Origin of the sequence: Bacillus sp. EKM501B (genome assembly GCF_011800505.1) — a bacterium.
GTDB classification, from domain to species: Bacteria; Bacillota; Bacilli; order Bacillales; family Bacillaceae_G; genus Bacillus_A; species Bacillus_A cereus.
This window is the reverse complement of sequence record NZ_JAALFZ010000004.1, coordinates 236,766-253,331: the sequence shown is the minus strand read 5'-3', so window position 1 is coordinate 253,331 and position 16,566 is coordinate 236,766. Positions and strand designations below refer to the sequence as shown.

The following is a 16,566-nucleotide window of genomic DNA, read 5'->3' as shown; positions in this document are numbered from 1 at the left end:
CCAAAAACAAAAGAGGATTTTTTTATGCCGTTAACTTCCGAATTAATTCACTGAGCAATTTAATTCCGTTAGTCATTTGTTCTGGAGAAGCATATCCATATGATAAACGAATGTACTGATCTGATTCTTCTTCATAAATACGTCCCGGGTTTAAAAGAATTCCTTTTGATAGTGCCTCTGAAAATAGTTTTTTCATCGGAATGTTATGTACAACCTTTAGCCATATAAAAACTCCACCACTAGGAATATCCCACGATGCAATATCTGCACAATATTTATTTAAAGCTCGTATCATTATTTGTCTTCGTTTTTTCAGGTGCATTCTTACGTTTGCTACATGTTCTTCATAAAAACCTTCATTTATCCATTCAGCAGCTACTCTTTGAGATAAAGAGCTTGATCCATAGTCTGTTTGCATTTTTATATCTGACAATCTATCAATAACAGGTTCTGGTCCAATTATCCATCCAATTCTAAGTCCAGGGCTAAGTGTTTTAGAGAGACTACCAATATATAATACATGTCCATGTTTATCTATTGACTTTAAAGGAGCTGGAGGTGATTCATCAATCCATAACTCTCGGTAAATATCATCCTCGATGATAGGCAACTGCTCTTTTTTACATATTTTTAATATTTCTTTTCTTCGCTCTTTGGACATCAATATCCCCGTTGGATTTTGAAAACAAGGGATTGAGTATAAAATATTATTCTTTTGACTATATTTAATTTGTTTTAACAAGTCGTTAGGTAAAATACCGTGATGATCCATTGATATACCGGATAAGTTTATATTTGCTGATTGAAAAACATGAAGTGAATATAAGTAAGAAGGTTGTTCAAGTAAAACAGTTGATTTTCTATGTAAAAGACCAATTGATATTAATTGTAATGCTTGGAGTGCACCCGAGACTATTAATATAGAACCCGGTGATGCATGTATTCCAAATGATTTTACGTATTTGCTTATTGCTTCACGTAACGGATAAAAACCTTTTTGTTCTTCGTATCCGAAATAATCTAATTCCTCACTGACGTTTTTTATTATAGATTGCATAGTTTCGAGCGGAAAAAGATGAGGTGCAAGTTCACCTTTACTAAGATGGATAAGCGTTTTATTTGCTTCTGCTTCATTTATTTCTCGCACCATTAACTTACTTGGTTTATGAATACCGGCCTTTACATATTCACTCCAATCGGGCGGGGGATTAGTTGCTAATAATGACCATGTATTATTTGTTACAATTGTTCCTGCTCCGATTTGTCCTTGAATTAAACCATCTGCCATAAGTTCATCTAGCGCAGTTATTACAGTACTTCGATTTACATGAAATAATTTTGCTAACTGCCGCTGACTAGGGATTTTACTTCCAATTGGCCATTCTCCGTTTTCAATTTTTTCTTTCATATAGTCTATTATCTGCCGATATTTGGGCACTTTTTTATCGTTTGTCATATAAAAAAACTCCCTCGTTTATTTAAAAGATTCAAAGTGGTTGGTTTTTCCGATAAATAACTGGTTGAAGACATTGTATCAACTATTAAATATGATGAAAAGAAATAATTGGTAATTTAAAAATGGTTGGTTTATTAGGGAGGGAGAGAAAACATGCATAATAAAAAATGGGATTTACGCATTATATGTGCTCACGCTTTTACAATTCTTATATGGGGAACTGCTTTTCCAGCAATTCGTATGGGGCTTGAATCTTATACGCCTGAACACCTTACTTTACTACGCTTATTAATCGCTTCATTTATACTTTTGTTATTTTCATTTATATACAAACTACGACTACCGGATTTAAAGGATATCCCAGCATTTTTTATATTTGGTGCTTTAGGGTTTACTATTTATCACATCGCATTAAACTACGGCGAAAAAACAGTAAATGCTGGATCTGCAAGTTTAATAATTTCAGTCACTCCAATAGTGACGGCAATTCTTGCTTTTGTTTTTTTGAATGAAAAAATGAAATTAAATGGCTGGATCGGTGGTGTAATGAGTTTTGCAGGAATTGCCTTAATTTCATTTAGCCAAGGCGACGCTATTCAATTAAATAGCGGGGGATTATTTATATTATTAGCGGCAATTTCAGAAAGTCTATTTTTCGTTTTCCAAACATCTTACTTAAAAAAATACGGCTTCTTACCATTTACCATATATACAATTTTGTCTAGTACTATATGTATGCTTATTTTCTTACCTGGAGTTTATCAAGAAATACTAGCAGCTCCTCTTGAAGTTAACTTGAGCGTTATATATTTAGGTGTCTTTCCAACAGTACTCCCGTATATTGCATTGGCCTATATTATATCTCGTGCTGGTGCTTCTGAAGCAACAAGTTCTCTATATTTAACGCCAATAACTGCGTGTTTCATTGCTTGGATATGGTTAGGAGAAGTGCCAACTTTAGTTTCGATAATTGGCGGCGTGATTACTATACTTGGAATTGTGATTGCTCATATACCAGTATTAAGAAAAGAAAAACATGGGAATTTAGCAAATAATCAATCCGTATAATGTAATTCAATAATGACTTTAAGATACTTTTTTATATAGTTTCTTTCTTATGTTGATAAATATAATATTTTGTATTTCAGTTAAATATTGTATGTTACATTTTATGTAGTAAGCATTTTAAAAGGAGCTGACAACATAATGAATGGAAAAAGAAAAATTTTCACATGTATTTCTATTGTAGGAATCGGACTAGCTAGTTTTTCTAATTCTAGTTTCGCAGCAAGTGTAACGGACAATTCAGTACAAAATTCTATTCCCGTAGTTAATCAACAAGTAGCTGCTGCAAAGGAAATGAAACCATTTCCCCAGCAAGTTAATTATGCAGGTGTTATAAAACCGAATCATGTTACACAGGAAAGTTTAAATGCTTCTGTAAGAAGTTACTACGATAATTGGAAAAAGAAATATTTGAAAAATGATTTATCTTCTTTACCTGGTGGTTATTACGTAAAAGGAGAGATTACAGGTGATGCAGATGGGTTTAAGCCACTTGGAACTTCAGAAGGTCAAGGGTATGGGATGATAATTACAGTATTAATGGCTGGTTATGATTCGAATGCTCAAAAAATCTATGACGGTTTATTTAAAACAGCAAGAACTTTTAAAAGTTCTCAAAATCCTAATTTAATGGGATGGGTTGTCGCAGATAGTAAAAAAGCACAAGGTCATTTTGATTCTGCTACTGATGGAGATTTAGATATTGCGTATTCTCTTCTTCTTGCTCATAAGCAGTGGGGATCTAATGGAACAGTTAATTATTTGAAAGAAGCACAAAACATGATTACAAAAGGTATTAAAGCTAGTAATGTTACAAATAATAACCGACTAAATTTAGGAGATTGGGATTCTAAAAGTTCACTTGATACGAGACCATCTGATTGGATGATGTCACACCTTAGAGCATTTTATGAATTTACAGGTGATAAAACTTGGCTTACTGTTATTAATAATTTGTACGGTGTTTATACGCAATTTAGTAATAAATACTCTCCAAATACAGGACTTATTTCAGATTTCGTTGTAAAAAACCCACCTCAACCCGCACCTAAAGACTTCTTAGATGAGTCAGAATATACAAATGCATATTATTACAATGCTAGTCGGGTACCATTGAGAATTGTAATGGACTATGCGATGTACGGCGAGAAAAGAAGTAAAGTCATTTCTGATAAAGTTTCTTCGTGGATTCAAAATAAAACGAATGGAAATCCTTCTAAAATTGTGGATGGTTATCAATTAAATGGATCTAATATTGGTAGTTATTCAACTGCTGTATTTGTTTCACCGTTTATTGCTGCAAGTATAACAAGTAGCAATAATCAAAAGTGGGTAAATAGCGGTTGGGATTGGATGAAGAATAAGAGAGAAAGTTATTTTAGTGATAGTTATAATTTATTAACTATGTTATTTATTACAGGAAATTGGTGGAAACCTGTACCTGATGATACAAAAATACAAAATCAAATAAATGATGCAATTTATGAAGGATACGATAATTAATTAAATTTGAGAATGGTTACTCAAGAAAGGAATTAGCATACGCTAGTTCCTTTTTAATATTTTGTAAAACATTATCCATTCTAAAATTTGCATAGATATACTTGCTTTTTTCATATACATAGTTACTAATGACTCAATTTTTTCGTGAGAGGAGCGTATTTCTTGGAAAAAGTATTATTTTTCGGAGACCCAGGTATTGATGACTCATTTGCCATTATGTATGGCTTACTGCATCCCGAAATTGAAATTGTCGGTATTGTAACTGGATACGGAAATGTTGAGCATATACATGCTGCACATAATGCAGCGTATATTTTGCAGTTAGCAAATAGACAAGACATTCCTGTCATTAGTGGTGCAACAAAACCACTTACAGAAGAAATTACTACGTACTATCCTGAAATTCACGGAGCAGAAGGATTAGGGCCTATCCATGTTCCAGAAAATGTATTATCTATTCCAATATATAATTTCGGCAGTATTGCTGCGATTCTTATAAAGTACGGAAAAGATTTGACAATTGTTGATGTAGGAAGATCTACCTCGTTAGCAATTGCTTTTAATTTATGGAATGATTTAATGCTAAATGTAAAAGGAATCTATTTCATGGGTGGTGTTTTTTTAGAAGTAGGAAACGTTACGCCGTTAGCAGAGGCAAATGTGTATGGAGATCCTATAGCAAGTAAAATTGTTTTCCATCAAGCAAAGAATTTATTAATATTCCCTTTAAATGTAACAAACAAAGCTGTGTTAACACCAAATGTGTTTGACTATATTCAAGCTAATTCAAAGAATCCATTCCATACGATAATGAAACCAATGTATGATTACTATTTTTCTGCATACCAAAAACTTAATCCATCTATCGAAGGGCCATTGCTTCATGATGTGGTTGCTATAAGTGGATTAGTTAACCAAAGTTTTTTTGAATTTGCGCATCGTACAGTGAATGTAGATACATACGGAGATACGAAAGGACAAACATTTGCTGATTTTCGCCCTAACTCTAAATCTGAAGGAGCCCGTATAGCTTTAGAAATAGATGCAGAAAAATTCATTCAAGATTTTATAAAAATTATGTTATAAGTCGTTGTCGAAAAAGGGAATTATTTCGCTACGTTGAATATAAACATACATCCTCTATATAAGGGAGCTTACAATATTGAATATCCAGTTAAAGGTTGTTACGAGAGAAAATTGGGAAGAAGCATTAAAACTACAAGTTAAAGAAAATCAGTTGAAATTTGTTCCATCCGTAGCAGTTTCGCTTGCTAAAGTATATATAAAACCAGATGGTGACAATGTAGAGTACATACCACTCGCTATATACGATGGTGACCTTATGGTTGGTTTTGTTATGCATGCTGTTGTAAGAGAGACATCAGATATGTATTGGATTAACGGATTTATTATTGATCAATCGCAGCAAGGTAATGGTTATGGAAAAGCAGCATTACAAGAAAGTATTAATATAATAAAAAATACTTTTAAATCGTGTAAAGAAATTAGATTAACAGTACATAAAGATAATATCTCTGCAAAGAAACTATATGAACGATATGGTTTCATATCATTAGGACAGGAGTATGATGGTGAGCAAGTATATCGTTTATTTGTTTAACTATTATGAAGTAAAGGTGTGAAATGAAATATGCAATTTACTGAATTGAAAATTGAAGTATTCATTCCTGAAGAATATATTGAAACATTAAGGGATGAATTAAATAAAATTGGAGCATGTAAAACGGGCGAATATGACCATTGTCTTTCCTATAGTTCAGTGAAAGGATATTGGAGACCTTTAGACGAGGCATCTCCTTTTAATGGAGAAATTGGTCGAATATGCGAAGGGCAAGAATGTAAAGTTGAAATAAAGTGTAAACGAGAACTTGTAAAAGATGCTCTTGAAGTTATTAATGATATGCATCCGTATGAAACACCTATGATTTATATTATACCAATACTAAATGACTATTTTGAGCAACTATACATTGAATAACTAGGAGGAATATCAATTGAAAAGTAAATTCCATCATATTGTACGAGCAGTCATGATAAAAGATGAAAAATTATTAGTTGCTGAATATATTGGCCATCATTATTTTTTACCTGGTGGCCATGTTGAAATTGGAGAATCAGTAGAGAATGCATTAATAAGAGAGTTAAGAGAAGAACTTGGAGTAAACTGTAGTATACAACAATTTTTAGGAGTCATAGAAAATCAATGGCAAGATAAAGAAGTGCTCCATCATGAAATTAATCACATTTTTGAAGTAGAGTCACAAGATTTACATACGGACTTAACACCGAAATCGAGCGAGTCTCATTTAGCATTTCACTGGATAGATTATAATAAAGAAGCCTTAAATCATTATGAAATCATGCCAATGCCTTTAGTGAAGGAATTACTAGAAAGAAAGTTAAGTGATGAACTACTAAATTGTTGGATTAGTAATTTTTAAATCACTTTATTTATAGTAAATACGTCCATCGAATAAATATAAAGAAAATAGGCTGAAAAACAAGGTACATCACCTAGTGTAAGTTCATATTTTGTTGATGTACGCATTTAGTCTATAGTCTTGTTTCTATTTTGTTTACAAAAATATATAAACTTTAACGTTTGGGCGAAATTTATATTTATAAATGGAGGGGTTCGTAATGAATCAGTTTCAACATGAATTACAAACATTAAACCTTAATGATTATCAAACTGGTAATGTTGTGTATTGGGATCAACAACAAAGTCAATATCCATATTATTACATCCAAGGCGATGCACGTCGTTGTGGCGGATGCGGAGGTTGTGGTGGACGCTGTGGCGGTTGCGGCGGTGGCAGATGTGGTGGTTGCGTAGGTTGTGCCGGATGTTTTGGTTGCTTTAATTGCTGGAACTGGTGGATTATTTAAATATAGTACATCATTAATATTTTATATGAAAGAAAGGTGTAAATACTGTTTATACTTTTCTTTCATGCTGTAATTTTGATGTGTATTAAGGGGGATTTATTTGTATACATATGATAAGTTGATTTCTTGGGTAGAGAATATAAAAGAAAAAAATCATAGTTCTGCTACAGCACTTTGTATTATAAAAAATAATAAAGTCGTATTAGAGCATTATAGCGGTTATCACTCAAATACAGCGACTAATAAAAAAGTAACTGCATCTTCGCAATTCAACGTTGCTTCTGCTAGAAAAAGTTATTTAGGATTAATGATAGCGTATGCGCTTTACGAGGGGAAAATAAACTCTATTGATGATGAAGCGATAAAATATTTTAAAGACTTTGATCCTGCATTGCTTGGTAAAACAACGATAAGACATTTAGTAACACATTCACACGGATTAGAAGAAATGAATGACGGGACAATTTTTCGTGAATTTGAACCGGGACAAGCATGGGCATATAGAGATATTAATGTAAGAATGATGACACGTCTTATTTATCAGCTATATAACAAAAGTTTTCCTGAATTGTTAAAGGAGCGTGTTTTTAAGCCTGCTAATTTTCAAGAAACAGGTTGGAGAGTTCAGCGAGATGAAAATTTAGTTGGCGTTGTTAATAATCCAAATGAAGACGCAATTAGTGAAATTGGTACGGTAGATGACGGTACTGAAAAAAATCTGTTTGTCTCAGCTAGAGAATTTGCTTATTGGGGCAATCTTCATTTAAATCAAGGTGTGATAAACGGTAAGCAAATTGTTCCAAAAGAAGTTATAAAAATCGCTACGAGTTTGCAGAGTCCAACATATGTAAATAAAGAGCTACCACAAAATGGCTTGTTTTGGTTCGTTCAAAATGAACCTGCACAATTAAGCGAACTTGGTGAACGTGTTCCAAAAGGGTCATATCAAATATTAGGGATTACTGGACCGACTATTTTAGTAATACCTGAATATAATGTAGTTGTTGCAAAAATGTATAACAAAAGATATAACTACGGCGGTGATAATTACTTATATTATTTACGTGAATTTAGTAATTTAGTCGCTGATACATTTAGTAACGGTAATAGGGCATAATTACTCCTATAACAAAAAGGAGTGATTGTAAGTGAAAGATAAAGTGAACAAAAATAAAAAACAAAATATAAAAGATGTAAATACAGAGCAAAATGCAATTTATAGCGATCCTAAAGATGCAGCTAATATGCAAACTGTACCGCAGCCGAAGGATTTTGATGAAATTGAATATTAATTTTTCATCCGACTATATGATGAATGAAAAATACGTCTTAAGTCTCATCACATATAAGAAATTATTTGATAACATATATACATAAGCATTCGAAAATGGCTTATCTTAACAAAGCTTTCTTTAGAAACATCTGATATAACCTGCAAAAGACACTTCTTTATGAAGTGTCTTTTTGTGTATATGAACTTAATTACCATTTTCCGTACAGTATCTTGCAATTTACGATGGATATACTAACTGTGAAAATCTATGTCAAGATAAAAGAAGGGGACAGTTAGTATGAAACAAACTTCTATAAATCCGTTACTAATTGTTCTAGGTACAATCATTGTTCAAATTGGCCTTGGAACAATTTATACATGGAGTTTATTTAATCAACCCCTTGTAAGTAAGTTTGGATGGAATCTTAATTCAGTAGCGATAACTTTCTCTATAACAAGTTTTTCTTTATCATTCTCAACTTTATTTGCAGCAAAATTGCAGAAAAAATTAGGACTTCGGAAACTTATTGCTACTGCAGGAATTGTTTTAGGACTCGGCTTAATACTTAGTTCACAAGTTTCTTCCTTACCACTCTTATATTTATTAGCTGGTGTCGTTGTTGGTTATGCGGATGGAACAGCTTATATTACATCACTATCTAATTTAATTAAATGGTTTCCAAATCGGAAAGGGCTTATTTCAGGTATATCTGTATCAGCTTATGGAATGGGCAGCTTAATCTTTAGATATATAAACGGAAATCTTATCGATAATCTTGGTGTATCACAAGCATTCTTATATTGGGGCATTATCGTGTTACTTTTAGTATTAATCGGATCGTTCTTCTTACGTGAGGCAATTGTAAGTAATGCTGTAACTGAAACATTGCACAATGACTATACTCCGCGTGAAATGATGCGAACGAAACAAGTATATCTGCTATTTTTTATGTTATTCACCTCGTGTATGGGTGGTTTGTATTTAATCAGTATGGTAAAAGATATCGGTGTACAACTCGTTGGACTTAGCGCAGCAACCGCTGCAAACGCCGTTGCTATGATTGCAATTTTTAATACAGTAGGTAGAATTATTCTTGGGACGTTATCAGATAAAATCGGCCGAATGAAAATTGTCTCTGCAACGTTTATTATTATAGGATTGTCAGTCTTTACTTTAAGTTTTATTCCGCTAAATTACGGAATCTATTTTGCTTGTGTAGCAAGTGTCGCCTTTTGCTTCGGCGGTAATATAACTATATTCCCAGCTATTGTCGGAGATTTCTTTGGATTAAAAAACCATAGTACAAATTACGGGATTGTCTACCAAGGTTTCGGATTTGGTGCGCTTGCAGGATCATTTATTGGAGCGATACTCGGGGGATTTCAACCAACTTTCATTATAATCGGTGTTTTAAGTGTTATTTCCTTCATTATTTCAATATTAATCCGCCCACCAAATGTAGAAAAGAAAAAGGAACTAAAACATTTACATCGGAAATTAGCTTAATTTTAAAAAGAGTCCTCATGTTAGGGCTCTTTTTTATTCCATTAACTTTGCTTCTTTACGAACTTATTAAAGACAGGACAATTTCATTATAAAATTGAATAGATAAGTAAAAAGGAGCGTGACACTTAAAATGAAAATAGTACAGCAGTGGGTACAAGAAGATAGTGATTACATAAGAGAGAAAGTAATTGAATACAATCAAAAATATCTTGCAGATGAAGAAAAAACACCTTCAGAAAAGGTTAGTTTCATAGTAAGAACTGAAAAAGAAGAAATAGTAGGTGGGGTAACGGCAATAACTTTTTGGCACCATGTACACGTTGACTTTCTATGGGTTTCTGAAGAATATAGGCATGAAGGTTACGGAAGCAAGTTAATAAAGCTTATTGAAGAATTTGCAATTGAAAAAGGGTGTAGGTTAATTAATTTAGATTCTTTTAGTTTCCAAGCACCTGATTTTTATAAGAAACATGGATATAAAGTAATTGGAGTAAGTGAAGATCATCCGAAAGGACATAATCATTATTATTTAGAAAAACGGTTAAAAAGTATATAGAATTTGTTAACGTTAGTATTTGAAATACAAATGCAATAAGGGCGAGGTTATTATTAATTTCAGTATTAATTGAATCAATTTTTATACTAAAACTGCAAGAACGTACTTTGGATAATCTTCCTAAGGTACGTTCTTTTTTTATATCAGTAGCCTATTCTTATTAACTCCAACAATAGCGGTAAAGGCAAGACTTAACTAACTAACTTATATATATTAAAAGGAGTTAATGGTAGAATGAATAGAAGACAGAAAATTCCTTTTATTTAAAATAGAGGAGGTACATATGAAAAAAGTTAATGTTACATACGCGATTTTGTACGATAAAACTAATGAAAAGATCTTAATGGTAAAAAACAAAGGGGAAAATGGTTCTTATTATACATTACCAGGTGGCGCAGTTAAACTAGGAGAAACATTAGAAGAAGCAGTAATTCGAGAAGTAAAAGAAGAAACAGGGTTACATATAAACGTAAACGGGATTTGTTCTATCAGTGAAGCCTTTTTCGAGGAAAGAGATCATCATGCAATTTTCTTTAATTTTCTAGGCGAAATAATCGGCGGGGAGACATATATATCAAGGCCAAAAGAAATCGAAGAGATTACTTGGATGGAATTACATATAGCAGCACCGTATTTACGCATACCAGAACATTTACTATATTTATTACAAAAGAAAGAAACAGTACCTTATTTTTTTAACGGAACAATCGTTCATCAATCTTCATAAAAATATTATCTCATGTAAGGCGGGGGAAACATGGAGTTTATCGTTAATCACAAACAATTCACTCAAGCACTTTCAGAAGTCAACAAAGCAATATCAACAAAATCTTTAATTCCTATATTATCTGGTATAAAAATAACTGCAGATCAATCTGGAATTACTTTAATTGCAAGTAACTCAAATATTTTTATTGAAAAATTCATTCCTGTTTCAATTGAAGACGAAAAGATTGCAACTATTTTAAAGGTAGGAACTATTGTTGTACCTGCAAAGTATTTCATTGAAATAATAAAGAAAATGCCAAGTGATATCGCAATAAAAAGTAAGAATGAGCAAACTATTAAGATACAATCAGAAGAAATCACATTAAGTTTAAATGGATTTCCTGCAGATGAGTTTCCGAATGTACCGCTTATAGACAATCATGCAGAAATCAAGGTAGAGACAGAGCAATTGATTGAAGTATTTAAACAAACAGTCTTTGCGGTAGCAAAAAATGAATCTAGACCTGTTCTTACTGGGGTGCATATAGAGTTAGCTAATAATAAGTTAATTTGTGCTGCAACTGACTCACATAGACTAGCGATACGCGAAACATTACTTTCCTCAGATGTAAAAGCAAATTGTATTGTACCAAGCGCAACCATTAGTGAACTTCTAAAATTAATGAACAGCAATTCGGAATTCGTATATATCTACCTTTCAGAGAGTCATATTATATTTACGCTCGGAACAACTACATTATATTCAAGACTAATTGAAGGGAAATATCCTAATATTTCTAACCTTATTCCAAATGATTTTAAAACGATTATTAACGTAGATAGAAAAAAGATATTACAAGGTGTAGACCGATCAAGTTTATTAGCAAGTGAATGGGCTAATAACAATGTTAACTTAGAAATCATAAACGAATCCACAATTAAAATTTCTTCAAACGCTTCTCAAATTGGGAAAATATCTGAAACGCAACAAATAGATGCGATTCAAGGTGAAAAACAATTAAATATATCTTTCGATGGGCGTTTTATGGTTGATGCTTTAAGAGCAATAAAAGAAGAAACGATTACTTTAAGTTTTGGAGGTTCTATGCGACCGATATTGATTGAAGCAGGAGAGCAATCTGCAGCAGTACATCTTATATCGCCAGTAAGAGCTTATTAAGGATAGAGGAAGGGATTAATAGACAAAGCAGCAATGGTAATCTGAAATACAAAGCAAAATAATAATAACCTGAATATAAAAGCCATAGATTAATCGATATGGGGTGAGTACGATGAAGAAAATAATTGTTTTACTCATTGGTATAGTTTTAATTATTTTTGCTTTTTATCAATACAACAAAAAAGACTATGCAGCTAAAAGTACTAACTTGTATGTAGAAAACTTTAAAGGGGAAAATGATTCAATAAAAATACAATCTGCTATTAATAAAGCAGAGTCTAGTAAAATTAAAACTGTATTGCTTGATGATAAAAAGTATAAAATCACGTCACCAATCATTGTTAAAAAAGGTGTGAAATTATTATTTGGTTATGGATCCCAATTTGTAGTTGAGGGAAACTTTAGAGTTTTAGAACTAGAGAAAAACGCATCCATTGAAGGAGCGTATATAACTATTGACGATCCTAAATTTAACTCTGAAGTTATTTATTTAGACGGTAAAAATAAATATTATAACACTTGGAACAAAACACAAATAAAAGATATAAATATTATCAATTGGACGGAAACGAATAAAGGTACCGGAATTTCTTTATACTCTGCTGGAAAAGAAAATGAAATTTCGTTTGTTAACTTCGAAAATATTAAAGTTGTAGGAATGGAAACTGGACTGAAATTAGTAGCGAAAAAACCGAGCACCGGACAAGCTTGGATAAATGCCAATCGTTTTATGAACTTTTCTTTAGAAGACTGTGTAAATATGATTTATATGGATAGTCAAGTAACTACGCCAAATGAAATTAGTGGGAATCAATTTACAAACCTTCAAATACAGCTTTCAAATAAAACAAAAAGCATTATACAGGTAAGTGGTCAACATAATGAATTTCATGGGATGGTGTGGGATTTAAATAAAATAAAACATGAAAACGAACTCATTGAACTGACTGATAAGAGTATGAATACAGTAGTTGAAATGTCCAGTGTACCAGCAAATAGAGTATTAGATAGTGGGAGATCCAATATAGTGAAATAAGTTTAAATACAGAAAAAAGAGCGAATTCTTTATAAGAGGATTCGCTCTTTTTATATTTTAAAATTAAATTTCCTTCCACCAAGCGGATAAAGGATAGTCTGTAGATTTTAACGTAATAGATTCGCCAATTTGTGGCGTTGTAATTTTAACTCCTAAACGGTTAGCTTCTTTCGTAACACGTTCTATCGGGTCACTCCATTCGTGTAATGCTAACGTAAAAGCACCCCAATGAATCGGAAGAAGTAATTCTCCTTTAACATCAATATGAGCTTGTACCGTTTCTTCAGGCAACATATGAATAGCAGACCACCTCGGATCATATTGCCCGCATTCCATTAATGTAAGATCGAATGGACCGTATTTATCACCAATTTCCTTAAAGTGAGGGGCATAACCGCTATCACCACTAAAGAAAATTTTAGTCTCTTGACCAAGAATAAGCCATGAACACCATAATGAACGATCTCTATCTGTCATACCACGTCCAGAGAAATGCCTTGCAGGCGCACATACTAACTTAATATTATCAAACGTAATTTCGTCCCACCAATTATGCTCACTAATTTTACTAGGTGAAACACCCCATTTAATAAGATATTGTGCAACTCCAGTTGGAACATAAAAGTGTTTTGCGCGATTTTTTAACTGCATAATACTTTTGTAATTCAAATGATCATAGTGATTATGAGAAATGATAATCGCATCAATTTCTTGAAGGTCATCACGTTCTAAAGAAAAAGCACCACTATAACGCTTACTATTAAACAAGGGAAATGGGGAAGAGGCATCTCCAAACATCGGGTCTAATAACAGTTTTTTACCTTCTATTTTCAAAAGAGAAGCAGAATGGCCAAACCATGTAACACTCTCTAACGCTTCATTATCTTTATTTGATAAAACAACAGGCAAATCCTTTCTAGGACGCAGCTTTGATTTTATTTTAAAGTAATCCGTCATTAAACTTATAATATCTTTCGGTTTAAAACTCATATCAGTATGAATTTGATTTGTATATTTCTTATTCATTCGTTCTCCTTTTTACGATTAACAATTTACGTATGTTGTTATTGTAGCTATTTGTAGTTTAAACTATATTATTTTACCTTTCATCTAAAATGCCTTGTATTTCATAAATCCGTCAAATTCATTATTTGTATCTATAAAGTACAAATCGCATAGCAGCAGCTAAGACAAATATTAAGTACATGTAAATTGTTTTTATTTAGTAAATTCCTTCTTATACGCAACAAAGAACATATGTTTCATTGTATGTTATAGAAGAAAATATGTCTCTAATAAAAGAAAGGAAGGAGAGGATGTAAGTGCACATAGAGCGAAAAAAGAAATCAAAATGTAAACTATCAAAATCTGAGGTAACGCAGCTATATGCAGAGGGGAAAAGCACCTCAGAGATTGCTACACTTGCTAATGTGTCTGCAAGGTATATTCGTATGGTTTTATCAGACAGCAACGTCCCAAGGCGCGCTATAGGGAGTTGGAAGAGAAAGTATGACATAAAAGAAAATTATTTTAAAACTTGGTCAAATAATATGGCTTATATTTTAGGATTTATAGCAGCTGACGGCGTTATACAAAAAGAAAATCAATGCGTCAGTATATCACAAAAAGAAAGTTATATTTTAGAAGATATAAAAAAAGAATTAAACACCAACCAGCCACTTTATCAAAACAAAAAAACAGACGTATATATGCTAAACATTAATAGCAAAACAATAAAAGACGACCTTATGAACATACATGGAATCATGCCATGTAAATCATTAAATATTAAATTTCCATTCGTGCCTGAAGAATATTTACATCATTTTGTTCGTGGATATTTTGATGGGGATGGTTACGTCAAGTATGAAACGTATACAGTAAGCTTTGTAGGAGGATCATATAGCTTTATGAATTCTTTAAATCAGGTACTACAAAATCACAATTTACCAGCCGATTTACTAAATCAAAATAAACATTATCGCGTCATTTTAACCGGGAGAAAATCAATACAACTATTTTCAAATTGGATTTATAAAGACAAAGATATTTATTTGCATAGAAAATATGAAGAATTTCAGAAAGAAAGTCTAAGTCTAGATCAATTAAAAGATCGAAACCTAAAAAGAACCCAATCTGCTGTTAAGCAGAGAAAACAAAATTTCCTTAAGGAATATATGAAAAATAAATGTATCGCTAAAACTTGTTCCATTTTAGAAATAAAGGAACCAACTTTTAAAAGTTGGTTAAAAAATGATAATCAATTTAAAAAAGACTATGAAAGAATTCATTCATTATAAAAATACAAAAAACCTTAGTATATCTATGCTAAGGTTTTTAATTTGAGATTATTAGAGGATACTTATTTTCGTTTATAGAAGTTAGTAAATACATAAATCTTACAATGAATTTACTAGTAAGGGAGGGGTTATGAAGTGTTTACTAATAATATTCCGGAGAATATATTACATACAGCTTATGAAGCTAAAATGATTTTCTCTGGAGATAATTCGCCATCTATAAAAATAAAAGGAACGAAACTTCAATATTTACTTGTAATGCTTCATCTTGGATCAGTAAAGATTTAGTCTTATTGTTTAATGAAAACGATAAATCTTTAAAAGAATACTTTGCCAGCAGCAGATACTCAAAAGAAATTACTTATGAAGAGTTTTTTATCTGGTGGTATCACTTTTTCTATACAAAAGTAACTGAAGAATTAATAAAACAAGGTGTAATTATAACAAGCACAAAAAAAATCAAACGTACATAATCCATCAATAACTTTAAATTAAAGTGCTAATACACTTTTACAAATGTAGCAGCTAAATCGATAAATAATTATTAGTAAATAGAGGATAATCTGAAATCAAAACCTAACATTAAGAAAATGAAATGTTTAAAGGGGAGAAGAGCCTTGCAAAAGAAATTTATCAATCCAGAAACGATGCCACCAACTTTTGGATACTCGCATGTAGTCGAAGTTACAAACGCTAAACGAACAATTTACATATCTGGACAAGTAGCGATTAACACTGACGGTCAAATAGTTGGAATTGACGATTTAGCTACACAAACGCGACAAGTATTCGAAAATATTAAAAGTGCATTGGAAACTTCGGAATTAAAATTTAATGATGTAGTCAAATTAACATTTTTCTTAACAGATATTTCTCAAATGGCCATTGTGAGAAATATTCGAGATCAATACATTGACACTAATAATCCACCAGCAAGTTCAGCTGTAGAAGTTAGAAAGTTAATTAACGATAACTTATTAATTGAAATCGAAGCAATCGCTGTAGCAAACTAGTTATAAAAAAATATTCGTCATCATAATACAATTCGTTTAAAATGAACAGATTAAACGAA

General features: G+C 32.0%; 19 protein-coding genes and 1 pseudogene. 18 read left to right on the top strand and 2 right to left on the bottom strand.

The window, feature by feature from the left end; all coding sequences use genetic code 11:
• Positions 1-22: 22 nt before the first annotated feature.
• Positions 23-1,456, bottom strand: a complete 1,434-nt coding sequence (norG, locus tag HFD78_RS12280; RefSeq protein ID WP_000180304.1) for an efflux pump transcription regulator NorG — start codon at positions 1,454-1,456, stop codon at positions 23-25.
• A 153-nt stretch (positions 1,457-1,609) separates the two neighbouring features.
• Here norG and HFD78_RS12275 point away from each other — a divergent pair, with 153 nt between their 5' ends.
• The 14 genes from HFD78_RS12275 to HFD78_RS12210 all read left to right on the top strand — a co-directional run bounded on the left by HFD78_RS12275 (position 1,610) and on the right by HFD78_RS12210 (position 13,194).
• Positions 1,610-2,524 (top strand): DMT family transporter, encoded by a 915-nt coding sequence (locus tag HFD78_RS12275; RefSeq protein ID WP_000551611.1) that lies wholly within the window; start codon positions 1,610-1,612, stop codon positions 2,522-2,524.
• A gap of 138 nt (positions 2,525-2,662) precedes the next feature.
• Complete coding sequence (locus HFD78_RS12270; RefSeq protein ID WP_001013601.1) at positions 2,663-4,024, top strand: family 8 glycosyl hydrolase; 1,362 nt, start codon at positions 2,663-2,665, stop codon at positions 4,022-4,024.
• Between the two features lie 162 nt (positions 4,025-4,186).
• Entirely contained in the window at positions 4,187-5,110 is a 924-nt protein-coding gene (locus tag HFD78_RS12265; protein ID WP_000416779.1) for a nucleoside hydrolase, read from the top strand.
• Between the two features lie 76 nt (positions 5,111-5,186).
• The gene (locus tag HFD78_RS12260; RefSeq protein ID WP_001025615.1) at positions 5,187-5,645 is read left to right on the top strand and encodes a GNAT family N-acetyltransferase; all 459 of its coding nucleotides are present in this window, start codon (positions 5,187-5,189) and stop codon (positions 5,643-5,645) included.
• A gap of 30 nt (positions 5,646-5,675) precedes the next feature.
• On the top strand, positions 5,676-6,023 hold the full coding sequence (gene cutA, locus HFD78_RS12255; protein ID WP_001160775.1) for a divalent cation tolerance protein CutA: 348 nt from the start codon (positions 5,676-5,678) through the stop codon (positions 6,021-6,023).
• A 16-nt stretch (positions 6,024-6,039) separates the two neighbouring features.
• Entirely contained in the window at positions 6,040-6,486 is a 447-nt protein-coding gene (locus HFD78_RS12250; protein WP_000836836.1) for an NUDIX domain-containing protein, read from the top strand.
• Between the two features lie 199 nt (positions 6,487-6,685).
• Positions 6,686-6,934 (top strand): heterocycloanthracin/sonorensin family bacteriocin, encoded by a 249-nt coding sequence (locus tag HFD78_RS12245; RefSeq protein WP_001071345.1) that lies wholly within the window; start codon positions 6,686-6,688, stop codon positions 6,932-6,934.
• A 100-nt stretch (positions 6,935-7,034) separates the two neighbouring features.
• A complete protein-coding gene (locus HFD78_RS12240; protein ID WP_000288906.1) occupies positions 7,035-8,051 on the top strand; it encodes a serine hydrolase domain-containing protein in 1,017 nt (338 codons plus the stop codon).
• Between the two features lie 31 nt (positions 8,052-8,082).
• The gene (locus HFD78_RS12235; protein ID WP_000653680.1) at positions 8,083-8,226 is read left to right on the top strand and encodes a hypothetical protein; all 144 of its coding nucleotides are present in this window, start codon (positions 8,083-8,085) and stop codon (positions 8,224-8,226) included.
• Between the two features lie 279 nt (positions 8,227-8,505).
• Positions 8,506-9,714: an L-lactate MFS transporter gene (locus HFD78_RS12230; RefSeq protein WP_000815135.1), complete on the top strand. Its 1,209-nt coding sequence runs from the start codon at positions 8,506-8,508 to the stop codon at positions 9,712-9,714.
• Between the two features lie 130 nt (positions 9,715-9,844).
• Positions 9,845-10,270 (top strand): GNAT family N-acetyltransferase, encoded by a 426-nt coding sequence (locus HFD78_RS12225; RefSeq protein ID WP_191968078.1) that lies wholly within the window; start codon positions 9,845-9,847, stop codon positions 10,268-10,270.
• A gap of 283 nt (positions 10,271-10,553) precedes the next feature.
• Positions 10,554-10,997, top strand: coding sequence for an NUDIX hydrolase (locus tag HFD78_RS12220; protein WP_000757608.1), 444 nt, complete (start codon positions 10,554-10,556; stop codon positions 10,995-10,997).
• Between the two features lie 30 nt (positions 10,998-11,027).
• Positions 11,028-12,158, top strand: a complete 1,131-nt coding sequence (gene dnaN, locus HFD78_RS12215; RefSeq protein WP_000394481.1) for a DNA polymerase III subunit beta — start codon at positions 11,028-11,030, stop codon at positions 12,156-12,158.
• A 112-nt stretch (positions 12,159-12,270) separates the two neighbouring features.
• Positions 12,271-13,194, top strand: a complete 924-nt coding sequence (locus HFD78_RS12210) for a hypothetical protein (RefSeq protein WP_000721075.1) — start codon at positions 12,271-12,273, stop codon at positions 13,192-13,194.
• A 63-nt stretch (positions 13,195-13,257) separates the two neighbouring features.
• Here HFD78_RS12210 and HFD78_RS12205 read toward each other — a convergent pair whose 3' ends face one another.
• On the bottom strand, positions 13,258-14,220 hold the full coding sequence (locus HFD78_RS12205) for an MBL fold metallo-hydrolase (RefSeq protein WP_001037076.1): 963 nt from the start codon (positions 14,218-14,220) through the stop codon (positions 13,258-13,260).
• Between the two features lie 296 nt (positions 14,221-14,516).
• Here HFD78_RS12205 and HFD78_RS12200 point away from each other — a divergent pair, with 296 nt between their 5' ends.
• The 4 genes and pseudogenes from HFD78_RS12200 to HFD78_RS12185 all read left to right on the top strand — a co-directional run bounded on the left by HFD78_RS12200 (position 14,517) and on the right by HFD78_RS12185 (position 16,507).
• Positions 14,517-15,494 carry an LAGLIDADG family homing endonuclease gene (locus HFD78_RS12200; protein WP_000546840.1) on the top strand — a complete coding sequence of 326 codons (978 nt, stop codon included), beginning with the start codon at positions 14,517-14,519 and terminating at the stop codon, positions 15,492-15,494.
• Positions 15,495-15,629: 135 nt separating this feature from the next.
• Positions 15,630-15,782: a hypothetical protein gene (locus tag HFD78_RS12195; RefSeq protein WP_002005131.1), complete on the top strand. Its 153-nt coding sequence runs from the start codon at positions 15,630-15,632 to the stop codon at positions 15,780-15,782.
• A pseudogene (locus HFD78_RS12190) lies at positions 15,767-15,978 on the top strand (hypothetical protein); the annotation flags it as partial. The gene HFD78_RS12195 and the pseudogene HFD78_RS12190, both read left to right, overlap by 16 nt.
• A 133-nt stretch (positions 15,979-16,111) precedes the next feature.
• Positions 16,112-16,507 (top strand): RidA family protein, encoded by a 396-nt coding sequence (locus tag HFD78_RS12185; RefSeq protein ID WP_001169714.1) that lies wholly within the window; start codon positions 16,112-16,114, stop codon positions 16,505-16,507.
• Positions 16,508-16,566 lie beyond the last annotated feature (59 nt).

What these genes read in the sequence shown, in the direction of transcription:
- HFD78_RS12245 (WP_001071345.1), top strand. Translation starts at nt 6,686, where the DNA reads ATGAATCAGTTTCAACATGAATTACAAACATTAAACCTTAATGATTAT.
- HFD78_RS12270 (WP_001013601.1), top strand. Translation starts at nt 2,663, where the DNA reads ATGAATGGAAAAAGAAAAATTTTCACATGTATTTCTATTGTAGGAATC.
- HFD78_RS12275 (WP_000551611.1), top strand. Translation starts at nt 1,610, where the DNA reads ATGCATAATAAAAAATGGGATTTACGCATTATATGTGCTCACGCTTTT.
- HFD78_RS12210 (WP_000721075.1), top strand. Translation starts at nt 12,271, where the DNA reads ATGAAGAAAATAATTGTTTTACTCATTGGTATAGTTTTAATTATTTTT.
- HFD78_RS12230 (WP_000815135.1), top strand. Translation starts at nt 8,506, where the DNA reads ATGAAACAAACTTCTATAAATCCGTTACTAATTGTTCTAGGTACAATC.
- norG (WP_000180304.1), bottom strand. Translation starts at nt 1,456, where the DNA reads ATGACAAACGATAAAAAAGTGCCCAAATATCGGCAGATAATAGACTAT.
- dnaN (WP_000394481.1), top strand. Translation starts at nt 11,028, where the DNA reads ATGGAGTTTATCGTTAATCACAAACAATTCACTCAAGCACTTTCAGAA.
- cutA (WP_001160775.1), top strand. Translation starts at nt 5,676, where the DNA reads ATGCAATTTACTGAATTGAAAATTGAAGTATTCATTCCTGAAGAATAT.
- HFD78_RS12205 (WP_001037076.1), bottom strand. Translation starts at nt 14,220, where the DNA reads ATGAATAAGAAATATACAAATCAAATTCATACTGATATGAGTTTTAAA.
- HFD78_RS12220 (WP_000757608.1), top strand. Translation starts at nt 10,554, where the DNA reads ATGAAAAAAGTTAATGTTACATACGCGATTTTGTACGATAAAACTAAT.
- HFD78_RS12225 (WP_191968078.1), top strand. Translation starts at nt 9,845, where the DNA reads ATGAAAATAGTACAGCAGTGGGTACAAGAAGATAGTGATTACATAAGA.